This is a genomic window from Acinetobacter sp. HR7 (genome assembly GCF_000773685.1).
Taxonomy (GTDB): Bacteria; Pseudomonadota; Gammaproteobacteria; order Pseudomonadales; family Moraxellaceae; genus Acinetobacter; species Acinetobacter thermotolerans.
The window spans coordinates 1-19,061 of the sequence record NZ_JPQO01000220.1 but is presented as its reverse complement, the minus strand read 5'-3'; the positions used below and the strand labels follow the sequence as shown (position 1 = coordinate 19,061).

The 19,061-nt window shown below is 44.1% G+C and carries 16 protein-coding genes and 2 pseudogenes; 9 read left to right on the top strand and 9 right to left on the bottom strand.

All coding sequences use genetic code 11. The features are described from left to right. The first annotated feature begins 30 nt into the window (after positions 1-30). A complete protein-coding gene (locus tag GW12_RS14345; protein ID WP_034588857.1) occupies positions 31-903 on the top strand; it encodes a DUF2797 domain-containing protein in 873 nt (290 codons plus the stop codon). A 49-nt stretch (positions 904-952) separates the two neighbouring features. Here the strand turns inward: GW12_RS14345 and GW12_RS14340 are convergent. From GW12_RS14340 to GW12_RS14325, 4 genes and pseudogenes are all read right to left on the bottom strand, one after another. Next, a pseudogene (locus GW12_RS14340) lies at positions 953-1,877 on the bottom strand (alpha/beta fold hydrolase). A 215-nt stretch (positions 1,878-2,092) separates the two neighbouring features. Beyond that, positions 2,093-3,958: a SurA N-terminal domain-containing protein gene (locus tag GW12_RS14335; RefSeq protein ID WP_034588856.1), complete on the bottom strand. Its 1,866-nt coding sequence runs from the start codon at positions 3,956-3,958 to the stop codon at positions 2,093-2,095. A 130-nt stretch (positions 3,959-4,088) separates the two neighbouring features. Continuing rightward, entirely contained in the window at positions 4,089-4,361 is a 273-nt protein-coding gene (locus GW12_RS14330; RefSeq protein WP_004786051.1) for an HU family DNA-binding protein, read from the bottom strand. 157 nt (positions 4,362-4,518) lie between these two features. Further along, entirely contained in the window at positions 4,519-4,998 is a 480-nt protein-coding gene (locus GW12_RS14325; RefSeq protein WP_034588854.1) for a phasin family protein, read from the bottom strand. A gap of 202 nt (positions 4,999-5,200) precedes the next feature. On the opposite strand from GW12_RS14325, the gene GW12_RS14320 reads away from it, so the two are divergent. From GW12_RS14320 to fdx, 8 genes are all read left to right on the top strand, one after another. Continuing rightward, positions 5,201-5,848 carry a hypothetical protein gene (locus tag GW12_RS14320; protein ID WP_034588851.1) on the top strand — a complete coding sequence of 216 codons (648 nt, stop codon included), beginning with the start codon at positions 5,201-5,203 and terminating at the stop codon, positions 5,846-5,848. A 111-nt stretch (positions 5,849-5,959) separates the two neighbouring features. Then, on the top strand, positions 5,960-6,433 hold the full coding sequence (locus GW12_RS14315; RefSeq protein ID WP_034588848.1) for an Rrf2 family transcriptional regulator: 474 nt from the start codon (positions 5,960-5,962) through the stop codon (positions 6,431-6,433). Position 6,434: 1 nt separating this feature from the next. Next, entirely contained in the window at positions 6,435-7,652 is a 1,218-nt protein-coding gene (locus tag GW12_RS14310) for an IscS subfamily cysteine desulfurase (RefSeq protein ID WP_034588847.1), read from the top strand. Between the two features lie 103 nt (positions 7,653-7,755). After that, a complete protein-coding gene (gene iscU / locus GW12_RS14305; RefSeq protein ID WP_034588846.1) occupies positions 7,756-8,142 on the top strand; it encodes a Fe-S cluster assembly scaffold IscU in 387 nt (128 codons plus the stop codon). A 40-nt stretch (positions 8,143-8,182) separates the two neighbouring features. Then, on the top strand, positions 8,183-8,503 hold the full coding sequence (gene iscA, locus GW12_RS14300; protein WP_034588843.1) for an iron-sulfur cluster assembly protein IscA: 321 nt from the start codon (positions 8,183-8,185) through the stop codon (positions 8,501-8,503). A 133-nt stretch (positions 8,504-8,636) separates the two neighbouring features. Beyond that, positions 8,637-9,152, top strand: coding sequence for a Fe-S protein assembly co-chaperone HscB (gene hscB, locus GW12_RS14295; protein ID WP_034588841.1), 516 nt, complete (start codon positions 8,637-8,639; stop codon positions 9,150-9,152). 40 nt (positions 9,153-9,192) lie between these two features. Next, on the top strand, positions 9,193-11,052 hold the full coding sequence (hscA, locus tag GW12_RS14290; protein WP_034588839.1) for a Fe-S protein assembly chaperone HscA: 1,860 nt from the start codon (positions 9,193-9,195) through the stop codon (positions 11,050-11,052). Positions 11,053-11,068: 16 nt separating this feature from the next. Beyond that, positions 11,069-11,407: an ISC system 2Fe-2S type ferredoxin gene (gene fdx, locus GW12_RS14285; RefSeq protein ID WP_034588838.1), complete on the top strand. Its 339-nt coding sequence runs from the start codon at positions 11,069-11,071 to the stop codon at positions 11,405-11,407. A 61-nt stretch (positions 11,408-11,468) separates the two neighbouring features. Here fdx and GW12_RS14280 read toward each other — a convergent pair whose 3' ends face one another. The 5 genes and pseudogenes from GW12_RS14280 to GW12_RS14260 all read right to left on the bottom strand — a co-directional run. Further along, positions 11,469-12,995 carry an adenylate/guanylate cyclase domain-containing protein gene (locus tag GW12_RS14280; protein ID WP_034588836.1) on the bottom strand — a complete coding sequence of 509 codons (1,527 nt, stop codon included), beginning with the start codon at positions 12,993-12,995 and terminating at the stop codon, positions 11,469-11,471. Between the two features lie 58 nt (positions 12,996-13,053). Further along, positions 13,054-13,488 carry an HIT domain-containing protein gene (locus tag GW12_RS14275; protein WP_034588833.1) on the bottom strand — a complete coding sequence of 145 codons (435 nt, stop codon included), beginning with the start codon at positions 13,486-13,488 and terminating at the stop codon, positions 13,054-13,056. A 244-nt stretch (positions 13,489-13,732) separates the two neighbouring features. Continuing rightward, positions 13,733-17,191, bottom strand: coding sequence for a transcription-repair coupling factor (mfd, locus tag GW12_RS14270; RefSeq protein ID WP_034588830.1), 3,459 nt, complete (start codon positions 17,189-17,191; stop codon positions 13,733-13,735). A 123-nt stretch (positions 17,192-17,314) separates the two neighbouring features. Beyond that, positions 17,315-17,674: a hypothetical protein gene (locus GW12_RS14265; RefSeq protein WP_034588827.1), complete on the bottom strand. Its 360-nt coding sequence runs from the start codon at positions 17,672-17,674 to the stop codon at positions 17,315-17,317. A gap of 126 nt (positions 17,675-17,800) precedes the next feature. Beyond that, a pseudogene (locus tag GW12_RS14260) lies at positions 17,801-19,039 on the bottom strand (aspartate ammonia-lyase); the annotation flags it as partial. Positions 19,040-19,061 lie beyond the last annotated feature (22 nt).

The following is a 19,061-nucleotide window of genomic DNA, read 5'->3' as shown; positions in this document are numbered from 1 at the left end:
CATCCTTATGATTTAAGTGAGTAATTTTTCATGGAACTTCAGGGCATTTGCCATAAAATGCACGCCGGTCTCAAGAACCTTAGTGTAACTGAACAAGATATACACCGGGCAAATGTTGAATATAAATTTATCCTAGATCGTTCAGAAATTGACCTTCCATTTAATCTTGGCCAGGAAATCGAGATTGAATGGACCGGCAATATCTACTGTGTCTCTTGCGGTGCAAAGACTTCCAAGTCTTTCTCGCAGGGCCATTGCTTTAAATGCTTCAAGACCAAGGCCTCTTGCGACATGTGTATCATGAAGCCGGAAACCTGTCATTATCACTTGGGCACCTGCCGTGAAGACAGTTTTGCCCATGAAGTCTGCTTTCAGCCTCATATCGTCTATCTGGCGAATTCCAGTGCCCTCAAAGTCGGAATTACCCGTGAAGGTCATATGCCGACCCGCTGGTTAGACCAAGGGGCGACTCAGGCTTTGCCGATTATGAAAGTGGGTTCACGACGCCTTTCCGGCCAACTAGAAGTTATGTTTGGCACTCAGGTCGCAGATAAAACTGATTGGCGTAAACTCCTCAAAGGCGAAGCCGAACCAATTAATCTGATCGATATTCGTGACCAGTTACTGGATGAATTTGCTCCGCAAATCACCACCATCCGTGATGAGTTCAGCATGAGTCTAGACTTCAATGAAAATGTGGAAATCCTTGAACAGGAACGTCCGCGTGAATTTATCTATCCGGTAGAAAGCTATCCTGAAAAGATCAAGTCGCATAACCTGGATAAAACCCCAATTATTCGTGGCAAGCTGCAAGGCATTAAAGGCCAGTATTTAATCCTGGATACCGGTGTGATTAATATCCGTAAATATACTGGCTATGAAATTAAGGTTCGGGCTGAGTAAAATAGGCTGACAAAAAAGCGGGAAAATCTCCCACTTTTTTCTTGCTCTCTCATTTAATTTTCTGCAAAAATTTAAGATAAGGTTGCACCATTAACTGCTCGGCTTCCAGAATCGGCATATGTCCAATCCCTTCTAAAATCAGCGGTGGCTCAGCATTTTTCAGCAGATTTTTTAACTCATAAGCAGCTTCCACATTAATAATCTTGTCCTGCTTACCCCAGACAATAAATACCGGTTGCTCCAGTCCACGCGCGATCAATGCAAAAGAGTCCGGCGTATACAGTTTGGACATAGTTACCAATTGCTCAACCATTTTATAGGTATTGGCTGATTGCTGAATCATCAGCTTTTCCTGTGCAACACGTAATTCAACCGGAATGAATGGCGGCGACTGCATCACCAGATTCATCAGCTTGTCAAAATCACCTGTTTTTCTCACTACCAGATCCTTCAACTGCGTGGTGTCTTTTAGATAAGGTGTATTAGCAGACTGATATACACCTGCACTATCCACCAATAGCAAAGATTTCACTTCCAGAGTGATATTGCGCACTGTAAAGCAAAGCAATTGCTCCGCCCATGGAATGCCCGGCAATATGCAGATTCGGATTCGGTTGTGCAGCATCAATAAAGCGGCGTAATTTTTCTGCCAGATTCGGAATGGACAAGTCAAAATCACCAGGAACAAGGGTTTCCCCATGCGCAGGTAGATCCGGGATAATCACATGATAATATGCCGCCAGATAACGCGCGACCCGGTTCCAGTTGTCCCGGGTACCGGAAAGGCCATGCAGCAGCAACAAAGTCAGCTTGGTTGGATCACCACCTTCACTGTAGCACCATTCAATTTCATTGACTTTGAGTTTTTTACTGCTGAGTCCATCCCAGCTACGTTCCTGTTGCAGAATATGACGGAAATTCAACTCAGCAGCATGTGATGATAGTGAGACCAATAATATTAATAAACTAGGCATAATATTTTTGTAAAATCGCCGCGTCAGGCGATCCATCCATATATGACGCATACTGTCTTTTCCTTGATATTCTTGGGTTTTATTATTTTTCACATCTCATTTTAAACTGGTTTTAATCTGATTCTTATTTACCCAATAGATTGTTTTCTTTAATTTTGAGCGAATTCTAGCAATAAAAAAACCAGCCCTCAGGCTGGTTTTTTGACTAAAATCATTTATTTGATTTTTGCATGTGCTTTCAGATAACGAGTGTAGTCATCAAACTCTTGCTGACCACGTAGCTGCGAATACAGTTTCACCAGCTCTTGACGTTGTTCTTCGCTCAACACCGTAATCGGATTTTTCTTCACTTCAGATACTGCAACGACTACCAGTTCATTTGGCAAGCTCGCTGTAGTTACTGACCAGAAGCCAGCTTTAGGTGCTTTCAGGCTAAATGCCGCACGCTGTACATCACGTTTCAGCAAACCTTCGGCACGGGTATAAATACCCGCATCTTCAAATGATAGATTACCTTTTGCTACAGATGCTGCAGGTTTAGATTTGAACTCTTCTAAAGTTTTCTGAATTTGAGCTTTAGCTACTGCCAGTGCTTTTTCTTCAATCAGTTTAGCTTTGACGCGTGGTTTTGCTACAGCAAGTGGCTGCTCACCCGCTGCATAGTAGTTACGCACTTTTACCCAAACCACATCGCCATTGGCAAGTTGAATGCTTGAAGAAACGTTACGATCACCATTTTTCACGTCATCATTAAACAGTTTGACTTTCACATTCGCATCGCTCAACAATGGATCGCGAGTCGATAAAGTCACACCTTTGGCTGACTTCACCTGTACACCTTTTACTTCTTGGGCTACCACATCCAGTGAGTCTGCACTCACCACCATATCATTCAGGCCGTTTACGGTATCCGAGAAAGCATTTGCTTTTTTCGTTGCCAGCACTTCTTCAGTCAGACGTGCTTTTTGTGATTCAAATGATGAAACATCCACATTTGGGGTTTCAACTGCAATGATGTGATAACCATAATCGGTTTTTACTGGTGCAGAAACTACACCCGGTTTCAGTGAAGCAACTGCTTTATCGAAGGCATCACCAAATACGCCAGTTTCATAAACAGCAATCGCACCGCCTTTCGCCTTAGATTCCGGATCTTCAGAATATTGCGCTGCTGCCTGAGCGAAGCTGGTACCTGCTTTGATTTTCGCAGCGACGTCTGCAGCCAGTTTTTGTGCTTCTGCTTCAGAGCGACTATCAGCCGTAATCAGGATGTGTTTTACATCTGGTTTCACCGCAGATTTTTGTGAATCTACAAATTTCTTATACGCTTCTTGCAGTTCAGCTTCAGTTGCTGCAACTGTACCAGTTTGGAGATTGGCAGGGCTTAATACCACATAGTCCACATCCACGCTGGTTGGCTGTTTGAATACGGTTTTGTGTTTTTCATAATACGCTGCAACTTCAGCATCGCTGACTTTGACATTTTTCTTGTAGTTGTCCAGATTAACGCTGGCAATATGTACGTGACGCTGTTCAGTCTGAAGATTGGCAATCTGTTCAATGTCCAGCTTGCTGACCAATGGATAATCCATAAAAGTCGAAGACAGCATTTTCAGCGCATGATCATTACGCAGGCTGGCAATCAGCTGACGGCTGTTCATACCGACAGATTTCAGATAATTCTCGTACAGCGCATTGGAGAACTGACCATTTTCCTGAAAGCTTGGCTGCTGGGCAATCATCTGTTCAATCTGCTGATCACTCAGGCTAATACCCAGCTTTTCGGCTTGCTGTAACAGTAAGGTACGCGCAACCAGCGTATCCAGCGCTTTTTGTTCAATGAATGTCTGGTTTAATAAGGTTTCATCGCCATTGGCATAGGCCAGATATTGTTGTTTGAATGTTTTTGTCAGAGATTCAAGTTCTTTTTTCGATATATCCGTACCATTAACCGTCTTGGCCGTATCCTTGTTCCCGCTACTAAAATATCCTTCAATACCTACAAGTGCTAAAGGGGTTAAAAACAGAACGAGCAAAACCTTGCCCAACCAACCCTTAATAACTTTACGAAAAGATTCCATAAGTATTCCAATATTTTATTTGCGTGGGATTTTAACCGAAAAAACCCGTTGAATGAATGTGTTAATCCTGAATATTTCGACAAGCAATAAAAAACGCGCCTAATAAGGCGCGTTTGGTCGCTGCATTCGATTAAGCAACAGCGTCTTTTAAGCCTTTACCAGCTTTGAAACTTGGTACTTTGCTTGCTTTGATTTCAAGTGTCGCACCAGTTTGTGGGTTACGGCCAGTACGTGCAGCACGTTCTTTCACACCGAAAGTACCGAAACCAACCAAAGTAACTGTATCACCCGCTTTAAGTGCCTCAGTAACAGAAGCAATTGTAGCATCTAAAGCTTTACCAGCGTCAGCCTTAGATAATCCCCCTTTTTCTGCAATTGCATCAATTAATTCTGATTTATTCATGAAAATTACGTCCTCTTAATATCGTTTATTTAAGGTCCAAGAATTTGTGTAAGTTGCCTTAACGACTTTATAACAATGCTTTAGCCCTAAACGCAATACTCTTCGACCTGTTTTTTTTTAAAAAATAGGCGAAAAAAACCTTGAATAATGAATAAAGTCACTTTCTTTGTGTTTTTTTCGACATTTCTTCTTTTAACTGCTCTTGATCAGCCAATAGCTGATCCACTTTTTCATGCAGCTGAAGGAGCAGCTTTTCCAGTTGTTGCACATCCTTCGCAGTCGCCAATCCTATACGATTCAAGGAATGATGAACAGAGTGATCAATCAGCTTTTCCACCTTATCTTTGGTATCTGTGACCGATTCTTTGGCCTTTTCTGAGACCTTCTCTACAGTTTGATCCGCAATGTCTGTGGTTTTGGATTCTAGCTCCTCACCAACCTTGACTAGCGAGTCGAATAATTTGTTGCCTTCTTCCTCAGCACGGGAAAATGCGCCCAGCCCTGCCAACCAGATCTGCTTGGTGTATTTCCGAAAATCCAGAACCGATTTACGCTCAGCGCCTGATTTAGACCTGCCTTTCGATGTTTTTTTTTCAGCTTCCGCTACTGCTTCTTGTTCGACTTCAGGTTTGTCCATTTTGCCGTCTCCTGATTATTTTCCATGCAGATTCTATATATAAATCTACAAAATGATAGCATTTTAGCAAACTTAGCACTTGCCAGTTTTGCTAAACTGTTCTACAAAGCAACTTATTTAACAAATTAAGTTTAATCCCTGAAATATTACCCAGGCAGGAAGCTTTATATTTCATTTTTTAGGAAAGGACTGGTCAGGATCTATGAGCGAATCGGAACAAAGTCAAAAGCAGCCGCATTTTTTGCTGACAATGACTTTAATTGTTTTGGAAACCTTCTTCACTTTCATTCTAAAACATGATCGCGTCGTTGCCTTACAAGCTAAAAAATTCATTGACGAAAATATTGCGATAAAAATCAATAGCTATATTCCTTATTTCGATTTTTATGTGCGCTTTACCGACAAAGGTCTGCTGTTCGATTACATGCCACCGAACAAGATCATTGATCTGGATGTGCGTACCACCCTGGCTGACCTAATTAAAATCTTTGTATTCGGTAACCGTCGCAGCATCAAAGCCATGCGTATTGATGGCGACAAGGTGCTTAAAGATGAATTCCGTGACCTGCTGACCTTATTTGCCCTACCAAAACTTCTGGCAGACTGGAAACAATGGCTGTATGAACCGGCTGATGAAAAGGATGTAGTCGCTTCACGAAGTCGTATTGCCCCGCTGCTGGATAAAATCGATCAGCAACGCTCCCGCATTAACAGTCTGCAAGTCGAAGTCAAACAGTACAAAAACCGGATCCGTCGCATGCAGCGTCGCCAGAAAATAATCAATACCATCTTTGGTCTAATCACTATACTTTTAGTTACGTTATTAGTGTATAATTGGTTCAGTCATTAAATCCTTATTTTCTGCATCATTAGCCTTCAAATTTGCATAATAAAAAAACTTGACTATTTTAGTCAGGATTCTTAAAATCGACTCATCTAGTCTAACCATGTGTATCGAATCATGCGCTTAACCACTCGCGGTCGCTACGCAGTGACTGCTCTTCTTGATCTAGCTTTGCAGCCAACTGAACAAACGATCACGCTTGCTGAAATTGCAGCACGCCAAACGATTTCCGTTGCTTATCTTGAGCAGTTATTTGCCAAACTAAAACGTCATGGCTTAGTTTCGAGTGTCCGTGGTGCCAATGGTGGTTACCATTTAGCCCGCAATGCTCAAGACATCACTGTGTTAGAAATCATTGAAGCTGTAAACGAAACAGTTGATGCCACTCGCTGCGACCATAAAGGCAATTGCCAAAATGGCGCGATGTGCTTGACTCACGATTTATGGCAGGAACTCTCCCACCACATTGCCGATTATCTTGCAAAAATCACGCTTGCTGACCTGGTAGCCCGTGACAACGTACAAACCGTGTCACTGCGCCAAAATTCAGCATCTTTTGATTCAGCCCTTTTATCGGTTACAGGTATTTGACATGAAACGTCCGATTTATCTTGACTATGCAGCAACCACTCCTGTAGACCCTCAAGTTGCAGAACGCATGATGGAATGCTTAACGTACGAAGGCACCTTCGGTAACGCAGCATCACGTTCACATGCTTACGGCTGGCAAGCGGAAGAAAAAGTTGAATACGCACGTGAGCAAGTCGCTAACTTAGTAAAAGCTGACCCACGTGAAATCGTATGGACTTCTGGTGCGACTGAATCTGACAACCTTGCCCTAAAAGGTGTAGCTCAGTTCTATGCATCTAAAGGCAAGCACATCATCACTTCTAAAATTGAACACAAAGCAATTTTGGATACTTGCCGTGAATTAGAGTCTGAAGGCTTTGAAATCACTTATCTGGAACCACAACCAAAAACTGGTCTGATTACTCCAGAGATGGTTGAAGCTGCAATCCGCCCAGATACGATTCTTGTTTCCCTGATGATGGTGAACAATGAAATTGGTACCGTGACTGATGTGGCTGCAATCGGTGAGATCACTCGTGCGAAAAAGATTTTCTTCCACGTGGATGCTGCACAGGCTGCCGGTAAAATTGAAATCGACCTTTCTACCATGAAAGTCGACCTGATGAGTTTCTCTGCTCATAAAATTTATGGTCCTAAAGGTATTGGCGCCCTGTTCGTACGTCGTTCACCACGTGTACGTCTAAAAGCACAAATGCATGGTGGCGGTCACGAACGTGGTATGCGTTCTGGTACATTGGCGACTCACCAGATCGTGGGTATGGGTGAAGCGTTTGAACTTGCGGGTAAAAACCTGGAAGCTGAACAAAAACGTCTTCGCGTACTGCGTGACAAACTTTGGAATGGCTTAAGCTCACTTGAGCAGGTATTCCTGAATGGTCACCCGACTCAAAACGTAGCCAACTACCTGAACGTTAGCTTCAACTTTGTTGAAGGTGAATCGCTAATGATGGCACTTAAAGATTGCGCAGTATCTTCAGGCTCAGCTTGTACCTCTGCGACTCTTGAACCATCTTACGTATTACGTGCACTAGGCCTGTCAGACGAACTTGCACACAGCTCAATCCGCTTCAGCTTTGGTAAATACACCACTGAAGAAGACATTGATCATGTACTAGAGATCACTAAAGCTGCTGTTGAGAAGTTACGTGAACTTTCTCCGCTTTGGGATATGTACAAGGAAGGTATCGACCTTTCTACAGTTGAATGGGCTGAGCATTAATTTTGGCACTGGGATAACAGCATTTATGTTGTTATCTCATTGATAAAAGATTTTTAATCCCCATATTTAATATTAGGCTGACCCCGAGGTTTGGAGAAGCAACATGGCTTATAGCGACAAAGTAATTGACCATTATGAAAACCCACGTAACGTTGGTGTTTTAGACAAAAATGCAGAAAACGTAGGTACAGGCATGGTGGGTGCACCTGCATGTGGCGACGTGATGCGTCTGCAAATTCAAGTGAATGATGAAGGTGTAATCGAAGAAGCACGCTTCAAAACTTATGGCTGTGGTTCTGCAATTGCGTCTAGCTCCCTAGTCACTGAATGGTTAAAGGGTAAAACTCTGGACGAAGCGCAAGCGATCAAAAATATTGACATTGCAAACGAGCTGGCACTTCCACCAGTAAAAGTACACTGCTCTGTACTTGCTGAAGATGCAATTAAGGCTGCTGTAGAAGACTACCGTAGCAAAAAAGCTAAAGCTTAATCGCTGACGTATTTTCTGAAGAAAGATTAACGGAGTTTTCATGATCCATTTAACTGAAAATGCTGCAACTCATATCAGCAATTACCTGAAAAATCGCGGTAAGGGTGAAGGCATTCGCGTTGGTGTGAAAACTTCAGGCTGTTCTGGCTTGGCTTATGTACTCGAATTCGTTGATGAAGTCGATGCACACGACCAAGTATTTGAACAGTTTGGTGTTAAGGTTTTCGTTGACCCGAAAAGCCTGGTTTATCTCGAAGGTTTAGAGATGGACTATGTCAAGAACGGTCTGAACGAAGGCTTCGAATTTAACAATCCAAATAAAAAAGGTGAATGTGGTTGTGGTGAATCCTTTACTGTTTAAAGTTTAAGCGTTCACTTCTCCGTTCTCTTGCAGCATTAAAACAGTGTCACCTACACTGTTTTAATTGCATTTAGGCCGTCGTTTTTTAGCTTAGCGCAGTTATTTTACCTATTAATCGTGGACCCTATCTCCCATGAATCATTTTGAGTTGTTCAATCTTCCCGTCTCACTGGATATTGATACTGCTGCTTTAAAATCAGAATTTTTGAAGCTACAACAACAATATCACCCGGATAAAGCTGAAGACAAAGACCAGGCCCTGATCAAATCAAGTGAAATCAACCAGGCATTCAAAGTGCTTTCTTCAGTGGATAGCCGTGCAGCTTATCTCCTGTCACTGAAAAAACAGGATTATCATCTGGATCAATCCATCAGTGATTTTGAGTTCCTGCAAGATGCCCTGGAAATCCGCGAACAGTTGGATGAAGCCCGTTCGGCAGAAGATCTGTCTTCACTTAAAGTGGAAGTTCAACAGTGGATTGATGGTCTGGTACGTGAGTTCAAGATTGATTATGACGATGAAGATTGGGGTGAAGCTCGCGATACCGTGCGCAAACTGCGTTTCTTTGTAAAAGTCATGGCCGATATCGACAAGGCGGAAGATCGCTTCCTCAATGATGACAGCTTTGATCTTGACGACGATTTTTAATTTTTCTCTTTAATATTTAACGTGCAAAGGATGTAACACTATGGCTCTCTTGCAGATTGCAGAACCAGGTCAATCAAGTGCACCGCATGAACACCGCATTGCGATTGGTATCGATTTAGGCACCACCCACTCTTTGGTAGCCACGGTTCTATCAGGTAAAGCCAAAGTACTCAATGATGAACAAGGACGTGTGTTACTCCCTTCCATCGTTCATTATGCAGAGCAAAACACACAGTACGGCTATGAGGCTGCACCATTTATTACCACCGACCCGAAAAATACCATCGTTTCTGTGAAACGTTTTATGGGCCGTTCACAGGCGGATATCAAATTCCAGCATCCTTACACACTGGTAGGTGAAGCGAATGAGATGCCTGCTTTTGAAACCGTTCAAGGTCGTAAAACCCCGGTTGAAATTTCAGCAGAAATCTTAAAAAAGCTGAAAGACCGCGCTGAAGCAAGTCTAAAAAATGAAATTAATGGTGCAGTAATTACTGTTCCTGCATATTTTGATGAAGCACAGCGTCAGGCAACCCGTGATGCTGCTCAACTGGCTGGTTTAAATGTCCTGCGTTTACTGAATGAACCTACCGCGGCTGCAGTGGCTTATGGGCTGGATCAGGAAACCAACCTGAGCACCGATCGTAACTATGTGATCTATGACTTGGGTGGCGGTACGTTTGATGTTTCAATTCTGCGCTTCTCTCAAGGCGTATTCGAAGTCTTAGCGACCGGTGGTCATACCGCCCTAGGTGGTGATGACTTGGATCGCCTGATTCTGAAGTGGGCTAAAAAACAGCTGGATCTGGAAAATCTAGATGATGAAGAATATGCACACTTCATCACTGCTGCCCGTCGTGCTAAAGAAGCACTCAGTGATCAAGAATCAGTTGAGCTGAAAATTCTGGATCATAGCCTGACTTTAGACCGTTCAAGTTTTGAAGAAATTATTAAAGTTGCTTTGGATAAAACCATCAGCGTTTGTAAGCGTGTCATGCGTGACGCCAAGCTGGAACTGGATGACATTCAGAATGTCGTACTAGTGGGTGGTTCTACCCGTTCTTATGCGGTACAAAAAGCAGTGCGTGAAGTCTTTAATCAGGAACCACTGTGCACCATCAACCCAGATGAAGTGGTTGCCATTGGTGCTGCTATTACTGCCAATCAATTGATTGGTAATAGTAAAGACGGTTCGTTATTACTCGATGTAACCCCACTTTCACTTGGCCTGGAAACTATGGGTGGGCTGGTTGAACGTCTGATTGCACGCAATACTGCAATTCCTGTAGCACGTCGCCAGGAATTCACTACGTATCAAGATGGCCAAACCGCGATGCTGATCCACGTGGTCCAAGGTGAACGCGATCTGGTCGATCATTGCCGTAGCTTAGGCCGCTTCGTACTGCGTGGCATTCCGCCAATGACTGCAGGCCAGGCACGAATTGAAGTGACTTTCCAGGTTGATGCGGATGGTCTGCTGACCGTATCTGCTCAGGAAACCACATCAGGCGTGAAAGCGCACATCGATATCAAGCCATCTTATGGCCTGTCCAGTGAAGATACCGAACGTTTATTGCTTGAAGGTTATAAATACGCAGAAGAAGACAAAAACCTGCGTCAGCTTCAGGAAACCAAGGTGGAAGCACAACGCGAACTTGAAGCTCTGAATCAGGCGCTGAAAGTTGATGCCAAACTGTTAAGCGAACAGCAACTGGATGACCTGAATGCAGCAAAAGCCCAACTGGAGCAGGAGATGCAAGGTACCGATATTAAAGCCATTGAATCTGCTGTCGAACAGCTTAAAATACATAGCGATGCATTTGCAGCACTACGTATGAACCAGCATATTGATGCTGCGCTCAAAGGCACCAAACTCGACGACTGGTCAAACTCAAACTAAATTTAAGGTAAAGACTATGCCACGTATTAAAGTTCTTCCACATGCGCAAATTTGCCCTGAAGGTGCTGAGTTTGAAGTTGAGCAGAATGCCAATTTATGTGAAAGCCTGTTAAACAACGGAATTAAAATTGAACATGCATGTGATATGTCATGTGCATGTACGACTTGCCACGTCATCGTGCGTAAAGGCTTCGACAGCCTGGAAGAAATGAGTGATGTAGAAGCAGATTTACTGGATCGTGCTTGGGGCCTGGAACCTGATTCACGCCTGTCTTGTCAGGTTAAGATTGTGGATGAAGATCTGGAAGTTGAAATTCCCAAATACACCATCAACCATGCTTCTGAAAATCACTAAGCAGGTTGCATAAAAAACCACGCTACAGCGTGGTTTTTTATTGTCTGTAAATTCTTTCTTATCAACTCACCCGAGTCGTGTTTTTTTCTTTTTCATCAGCTTCAATCAGTTTATTCGCAGTTTGATCAGCTTCTGCATTTTCTGCGATCTGCTCAGCCACCATATCTTCGAGTTTCAGTTTGACGAAACCTTTAGAATTGGTAAATTTCTGCTGAGTCTGAATACGCTTGATCATTTTTTCTAGAATATCAATCAGCTCTGGATATTCATAATTCTGCACTTCATCCAGATTTAATAACAGATGAAAGCCTTTATATTCATAATCGAACCAACGCTGATAATCGACTTTCTCGGATTTATATTTTTCCATCACCTGCCAGGTTCGTACCGGCTCTTTAATCCCTTTCAGGAAGATCGGCGCTTTAGGTGCGCAGAGGTAGTCATTCTTGACCAGATTATAAGTGTCATCAGAAATTAGGATTTCATCAACCTGTGCTGCACTTTGCAAACGGGCTGCCAGATTCGCATCCCGACCCACGATGGTATAAGCCATGCGGTGATTGGCACCATAGTTCCCTACGTGGCAATAACCGGTAGAAATCCCCATACGAATATGCAGTGGCGGATATCCCATTTTCACCCAGCGCTCACGCAGAATTTTCATCTGCTGGCGCATGGCAATCGCCATTTCCAGACAGGTTTTAGCATCCTGTTCTACGCCTTGACTATGCGGATCACCAAAAAAGATCAGGATCGCATCACCCATAAACTTGTCGACCGTGCCTTCATAATGCTTAGCAATTTCAGTCATATGACTGAGATAATCATTTAACAGGAAGGCCAGATCATCTGGAATCAGCGTTTCGGATAACTCGGTAAAACCCTGAATATCTGAGAAGAACACAGTCAGTTTTTTACGCTTGTATTCAATCTTGGCTTCAGACTCACCCTTCATGATGGATTGCCACAACTGTAACGGCGCATATCGGCTGAGCTGGTTGGCAAACTCCATATAGCGGTTCATCTGGTCATAATAATGATCTTTTTTCACTGCCATATAACGCGCACGACGGGCCTGATAGTAGTTCCCGATTCCCACATAGGTAATCATGCACAGGAAACCCAGCACGGTCAGTTCACTGCTGGTTGGTTGAAAATAATCACCAAAACCAAAAATGAAAATATTGCTGAGATAGAAAATCACCACGCCAATCAGGCTGGCCAAGGCAAAGGTCAGAAAGGAAATTTTGTTGCTGATTGCGGTATAGAGTAAGGCCACAAATGCCAATAACGACAACACCAGGCTCAGATGAATGGCTGACAGGATGATGGCAATCACGGTCATGTCCAGCATAAAGAATACTTTACGCTTCACATCGGTATCGTAACGATAGATCAGCCAGTGAGACAGTTTCGGCAGCGCAAGGATAATCGCAAGAAATAAAAACGGGATAAAAATTTGATATTGCGTATCAGGCGCTGTGTAGTGAAAGACGACGATCACCAGCGAAAGCATGAGATAACCCATCAACCGATGGAAAAACTCAAATTCTTTTGGCTCTTGATTCACCCAATCGTCTATATGCACTCAGTTGCTCCTTGCAGCACTGTATTAGTTACAGGCCTGATATGCAGCATGAATCGGATTAGTCCATACGCCAATCAAACGGCATATCTCCCTGACCACGTAGAGCCAACATTAAGGTTTGGCGCATGTGAGCAAGAACTTCGCTGCTATATGGAACCGCTGGAGTGCCCCATACTGGTTTAGGCCATGCCACATCATTCTGGTAACGTACCACATGATGGAAATGTAGCTGTGGAACCATATTGCCCAGTGCAGCCACATTCATTTTGTCTGCACGGAATACACGCGCCAACTGGCTCGATAACCAGCTAGACTCGCGTAAAAATTGTTCCTGATCAGCCTGACTAAGTTCGTATAATTCTGTAATGCCTGGAACACGTGGAACAAGAATTAGCCACGGAAATTGCATATCATTCATTAAACGACATGTCGATAAAGGAAAGTCGCCTACATAAAACGTATCTTGAGCAAGTTGAGGATGCAAACTGAACATATCTTTATAAATGATGCAAAATTAGAATGATGGCTAATACTACCATATCCAGTGCTGACTGAATATTGTAAGCAATGTGTTTCAATACAAATTTGAAAGATTTGTTTTGAACCCGGTCACATCCCTGACTTTACTCCATCCCCTAAATTAATCAATAGCTCCCCGGCACAAATAAATGACTGGGCAATCAGGTTAATAGGTAAGGTCAGAACTCCCTTTCTGCCCAACCTTTAGATCCGAGTGTTTAATGCAGTTCTTTCAGCAAATGATCCAGCAGATCATTCAGGAACTGGATACGTTTCTGATAGTCTTCCAGCATCACCATCACTTTCAAACGCTGTCCGCCATTCATGCGGAAATAGGTTGGATGCTTCTGCATCATCTGGATAATGCTCATCGCCTGCACCGGGGTATCCGGAGCAAATTCGATATGTCCTCCCTGTGCTGCAATATCGATTTTGGTAATACCCAACTGTTCTGCCTTTAAACGGATCTGATGCACGGCGAATAGCTGTTTCACCGGTTGCGGCGGAATACCAAAACGGTCAATCAGCTCCATACGGATATTGTCGAGCTTTTCCTGGGTATCAGTATTACTGATACGTTTATAGAACAGCAGACGCTGATGCACATCACCGAGGTAGTCATCCGGAATCAGCGCTGGCATATGCAGGTTAATTTCTGCGGTCAGGGACAATGGTGCATCAAAGTTCGGCGTTTTACCTTTCTGGATGGCTTTGGTGGCTTTTTCCAGCATTTCCATATACAGACTATAACCGATGGCCTGCATAGAACCACTTTGCTGTTCACCCAACAGTTCACCTGCACCACGGATTTCCAGATCTTCTGTTGCTAGCATAAAACCTGCACCCAAAGTTGAGGCACGCTGAATAGCATCCAGACGTTTTTCTGCATCCCCTTTTAAGCCTTTAATCGATGGCACTAGCAGATAGGCATAAGCCTGATGATGTGAACGACCGACACGGCCACGTAGCTGGTGCAGCTGGGCTAGGCCGAGCTTGTCCGCACGTTCAATCAAAATGGTATTGGCATTTGGTACATCAATCCCGGTTTCAATGATGGTCGAACAGACCAGCACGTTGTATTCTTTGTGATAGAACTGCTGCATTACCTGCTCCAGTTCACGTTCACGCATTTGACCATGCGCCACCACAACGCGTGCTTCCGGCACCAGCTCACGCAAGCTTTCTGCAGTCCGCTCAATGGTTTCGACTTCATTATGCAAGTAATAAACCTGACCACCACGCAGCAATTCACGCAGAATCGCCTCTTTAATGGTGTCATTGGTCTGTTCCTGTACAAAGGTTTTCACCGCCAGACGGCGTGCTGGAGGTGTCGCGATAATCGACAGGTCACGCATCCCGCTAAAGGCCATATTCAGGGTACGTGGAATTGGAGTTGCCGTTAGGGTCAGCATATCGACATCAGCACGCAAGGCCTTGATGCGCTCCTTGTCGCGTACGCCGAAACGGTGCTCTTCATCAACAATCATCAGACCCAGATTATTAAACTGCACGTTTTCCTGCAGAATTTTATGCGTACCGATAACAATATCGACCTTGCCTTCTGCCAGATCTTCAATGGTTTTGGTATGTGCTTTAGATGACCCAAAACGGGACAACACTTCAATGCGTACCGGCCAATCTGCAAAACGGTCTTTAAAAGACTCATAATGTTGCTGGGCTAATAGCGTGGTTGGTACTAAAACCGCTACTTGGCGACTATTTTGTACCGCAACAAAAGCTGCACGCATCGCCACTTCCGTCTTACCGAAACCCACATCCCCACAGACCAAACGATCCATCGGCTTGGCCTGCTGCATGTCATATAAAGTTGCTTCAATGGCATTGGCCTGATCTGGGGTTTCTTCATAGGCAAAGCCACTGGCAAACTGCATATACAGGCTTTGATCGACCTCAAAACTAATGCCTGGTTTAGATGAACGGCGCGCCTGTATATCTAACAGCTCGGCCGCCACGTCATGAATCTGCTCTAATGCCTTGCGCTTCGCTTTGCTCCATGCATCGGTACCCAATTTATGTAACGGTGCCAGATCAGGATCACCGCCACTATAGCGACTGATCAGATGCAGATTGGTGACGGGCACATAAACCTTGGCATCATCAGCATAATCTAGCTGCAGAAATTCATGATCCTGATCATCAATACTGAGGGTAATCAGACCCGCATAACGTCCCACACCATAGTCAATATGTACCACCGGCGCACCAATGGTCAGCTCGGTCAGGCTGCGAATCAAAAACTCTTCTGAAACTTCCTGCTGGCGTTTGCGACGGCGCTGTACCACACGGTGTTCATAGAGCTGGTTTTCCGAGATCACGCTGATGCGATTGGTGACCACCAGACCACGTTCCAATGGCGCACTGGTAATAGCAATGGCATGCAGTGAATCGACAAAGGCATCAAAATTATCGACGGTTGGAATATCACCCAGACTAGCGCGCAAAGCATCTTTCAGGGTTTCACGTCGACCAGCACTTTCAGCGACTAAAAGTACGGGATGATTGGCAGCATCAATATATTTTTTGACTTCGGTAAACGGTTTTTCCCGTTTTGGATCGACAGGCAAACGTGGCGGAGTCTGGGTATCCAGATTGATGACACCGGCTTTTTCGTCAAAGACGTCCTGAGACGCAATGATACGGCCAAACTGGTTTAGCTGTTCCAGTACCTGATGGGCCTGACAGAACAGCATTTCCGGCGGCAGAATCGGCTGATCCATGTTGTGCCGGCGGTCTTCATAACGACGGGTGACTTCCGCCCAAAACTGGTTTAAAGACTCTTTAATACCACGATCTGTAATGACAATGCCATTCTTTGGTAAATACGTTGCCAGTGTACTTTCTTTTTGCATTGCTTCAGCACTGAAGAATAGCGGCATATAAAACTCGATACCGGGTGAAGAAATGCCATCCATTACATCCAAGTAGAGTGGGTTCTTCTTGGGGTTAGCTGTTGGGAATAATTCGCCATAACGATCCCGGAAAGTGGCACGCCCTTCTTTCAGTGGGAATTCCTGGGCCGGCAAAACCGTAAATTGTTCTAAAGTTTGTGTGGTGCGTTGGGTTTCAGGATCAAAGAATTTTAAGGTTTCGATTTCATCATCAAACAGGTCAATCCGGATCGGGGCTTCCTGACCAGAGGCATAGATGTCCATGATGCTGCCGCGTACTGCAAATTCGCCATGATCATAGACGGTATCGACCAGATGATAGCCGGCTTGAACCAGCTTGTTTTTTTGTTGTTCCAGATCAAATTTCTGCCCAACCCGGATATCAAAATGTTCCCCAAGTACCCATGAGCTTGGTGCAACGCGTTGTGCCAGTGTCGAAGCGGAAAGTAGCAATACACCGGTTTGTGGCATATTCGACAGAATTGCCAGACGTTCAGACACAATATCCTGATGCGGTGACAGGCGGTCATAAGGCAGAATTTCCCAGTCTGGAAAAATGGTCGGTTTTAAGCCATAAAATTCCAGTTCACTTTCCAGCTGTGCCAAATGCTGATTATTGCGTGCCACAATCACAAACAACTGCTTGTGATTTTTGGAGATTTCTTTCAGCAACAGTGACGTTGATGAACCCTGCAGGTTACCTAACCAGCGTCGTTCACCCGCCTTGAGTTGTTTGAGGTTGAGTTGGGAAATTTCTTGTTGGAACATGTATATAGCTTTAAAGTCTAAACAACATGCCCCTTATACTATCACGATGGTATCCGGTGATTTCGTTATTTTTATGCAGTTCTTACACTATCAATTCAGTGTGAATTTTAGTGAATCAAAATCCTACTTTTTCTCTCGCAGGAAATTGCGATAGTAATCATTTAACTTCTTCACAATGGCTTTAAACTGCAGTAGGTTTTCTTCGGTATTACCGAGTCGTGCATTAAAACGCTGATGGGCAATTTCAAGATCAATCTTTTCATTGATGATCATGGCAGTGGAATAAAGCTCTTTCAGGTCATCAAAAGTTTTCATGCGGCGATTGGATAAATATTCCAGACGTTCTCCCAGTTCCTGATTCAACTGGATACCATCCACCACATAGCCGGTATCTTCAGCATACTGAATATTATTTTCTTGCAGAAACTGCTGTGCAGGCGTAGGTTTATTCGATTTGAATAATGCGCTGATCTTGTCAAACATGCCGGATTCCTGAGGCTTCTTGATAAGAAGATAGTCTAGATGAAAATGCCCCAAACCCACAGGCTGGATTTGAGGCAAATGGTTAAAATCAGTACATTCTATAAATCATTATAAATATCTTTAATTTCAGGACACCTGCTCCAGTTGGTTGACCTCGCTCGGTACTTCAGACACCAGATTTTGAATAGCAAAGATTTCTTCCTGCTGTTCCGGACTAAGTAAACCCAATTCGAGTACCACTTCTGGTACGGTTTTATTCTCACGAATACACTGCTTGCCAATTTCATCACAGACAGTATGCCCTAGGATCGGTTCCAGCAAGGTAATAATGCCGATACTGCGCATGACAGCATTTAGACAGTTCTGTTCATTGGGTTGAATACCGGCAATACATTTTTGCGCCAGTGTCTGAATCCCTTGGGTCAGTAACTGAATCGATTCATTCAGAGAAACTGCTATCACTGGCTCCATCACATTCAACTGTAATTGTCCTGCTTCTGCCGCCAAGGTCACGGTCAGGTCATTACCAATGACACGGAAAGCAATCTGATTGACCACTTCCGGTATCACCGGATTAACTTTGGCTGGCATGATCGATGAACCAGCCTGTAGTTCCGGTAACCGGATTTCTGCTAGACCACCACGTGGGCCCGAACTCAGTAGGCGTAAGTCATTACAGATTTTGGACAATTTTACTGCCAGACGTTTCAAGCTGCTGGACAGAATAATAAACACGCCACAGTCACTGGTGGCTTCGACATAATCCTCCGCACCTTTGAAAGGCAGACCAGTAATTTTCGCTAAAGCTTCTACCACTCGCTTGGCGTAACCAGTCGGTGTATTGACACCAGTACCGATCGCGGTTGCACCGAGATTCACTTCCAGCAATAACTGGCGGGTTTGTTCAATCAGTTTCAGATCTTCTTTTAATAAAGTGGCAAAAGCGCGGAATTCCTGTTCCATAGTCATTGGTACAGCATCCTGAAGCTGGGTACGACCCATCTTGATGATGTATCGGAATTCAGTTGCCTTACTATATAAGGTCTCAATCAATACTTTCTGGGCATTTAATAATTCATCCAGACGAGAATAAGTCGCTAAACGCAATGCGGTTGGATAGACATCATTGGTCGATTGCGAAGTATTGACATGATCATTCGGGTGCAGGATCTGATATTCACCTTTCTGATGCCCCATCAGTTCTAGGGCACGGCTGGCAATCACCTCATTGGCATTCATATTGATGGACGTCCCTGCTCCGCCCTGATAAGGATCGAGAGGAAATGCGTCCTGCCAGTTTTCTGGATGCTCAATCAGTTCATCACAAGCCTGCTGAATGGCAATACACTGCTGCTCGCTAATTTTTCCAAGGCTCTAGACTAGCAGA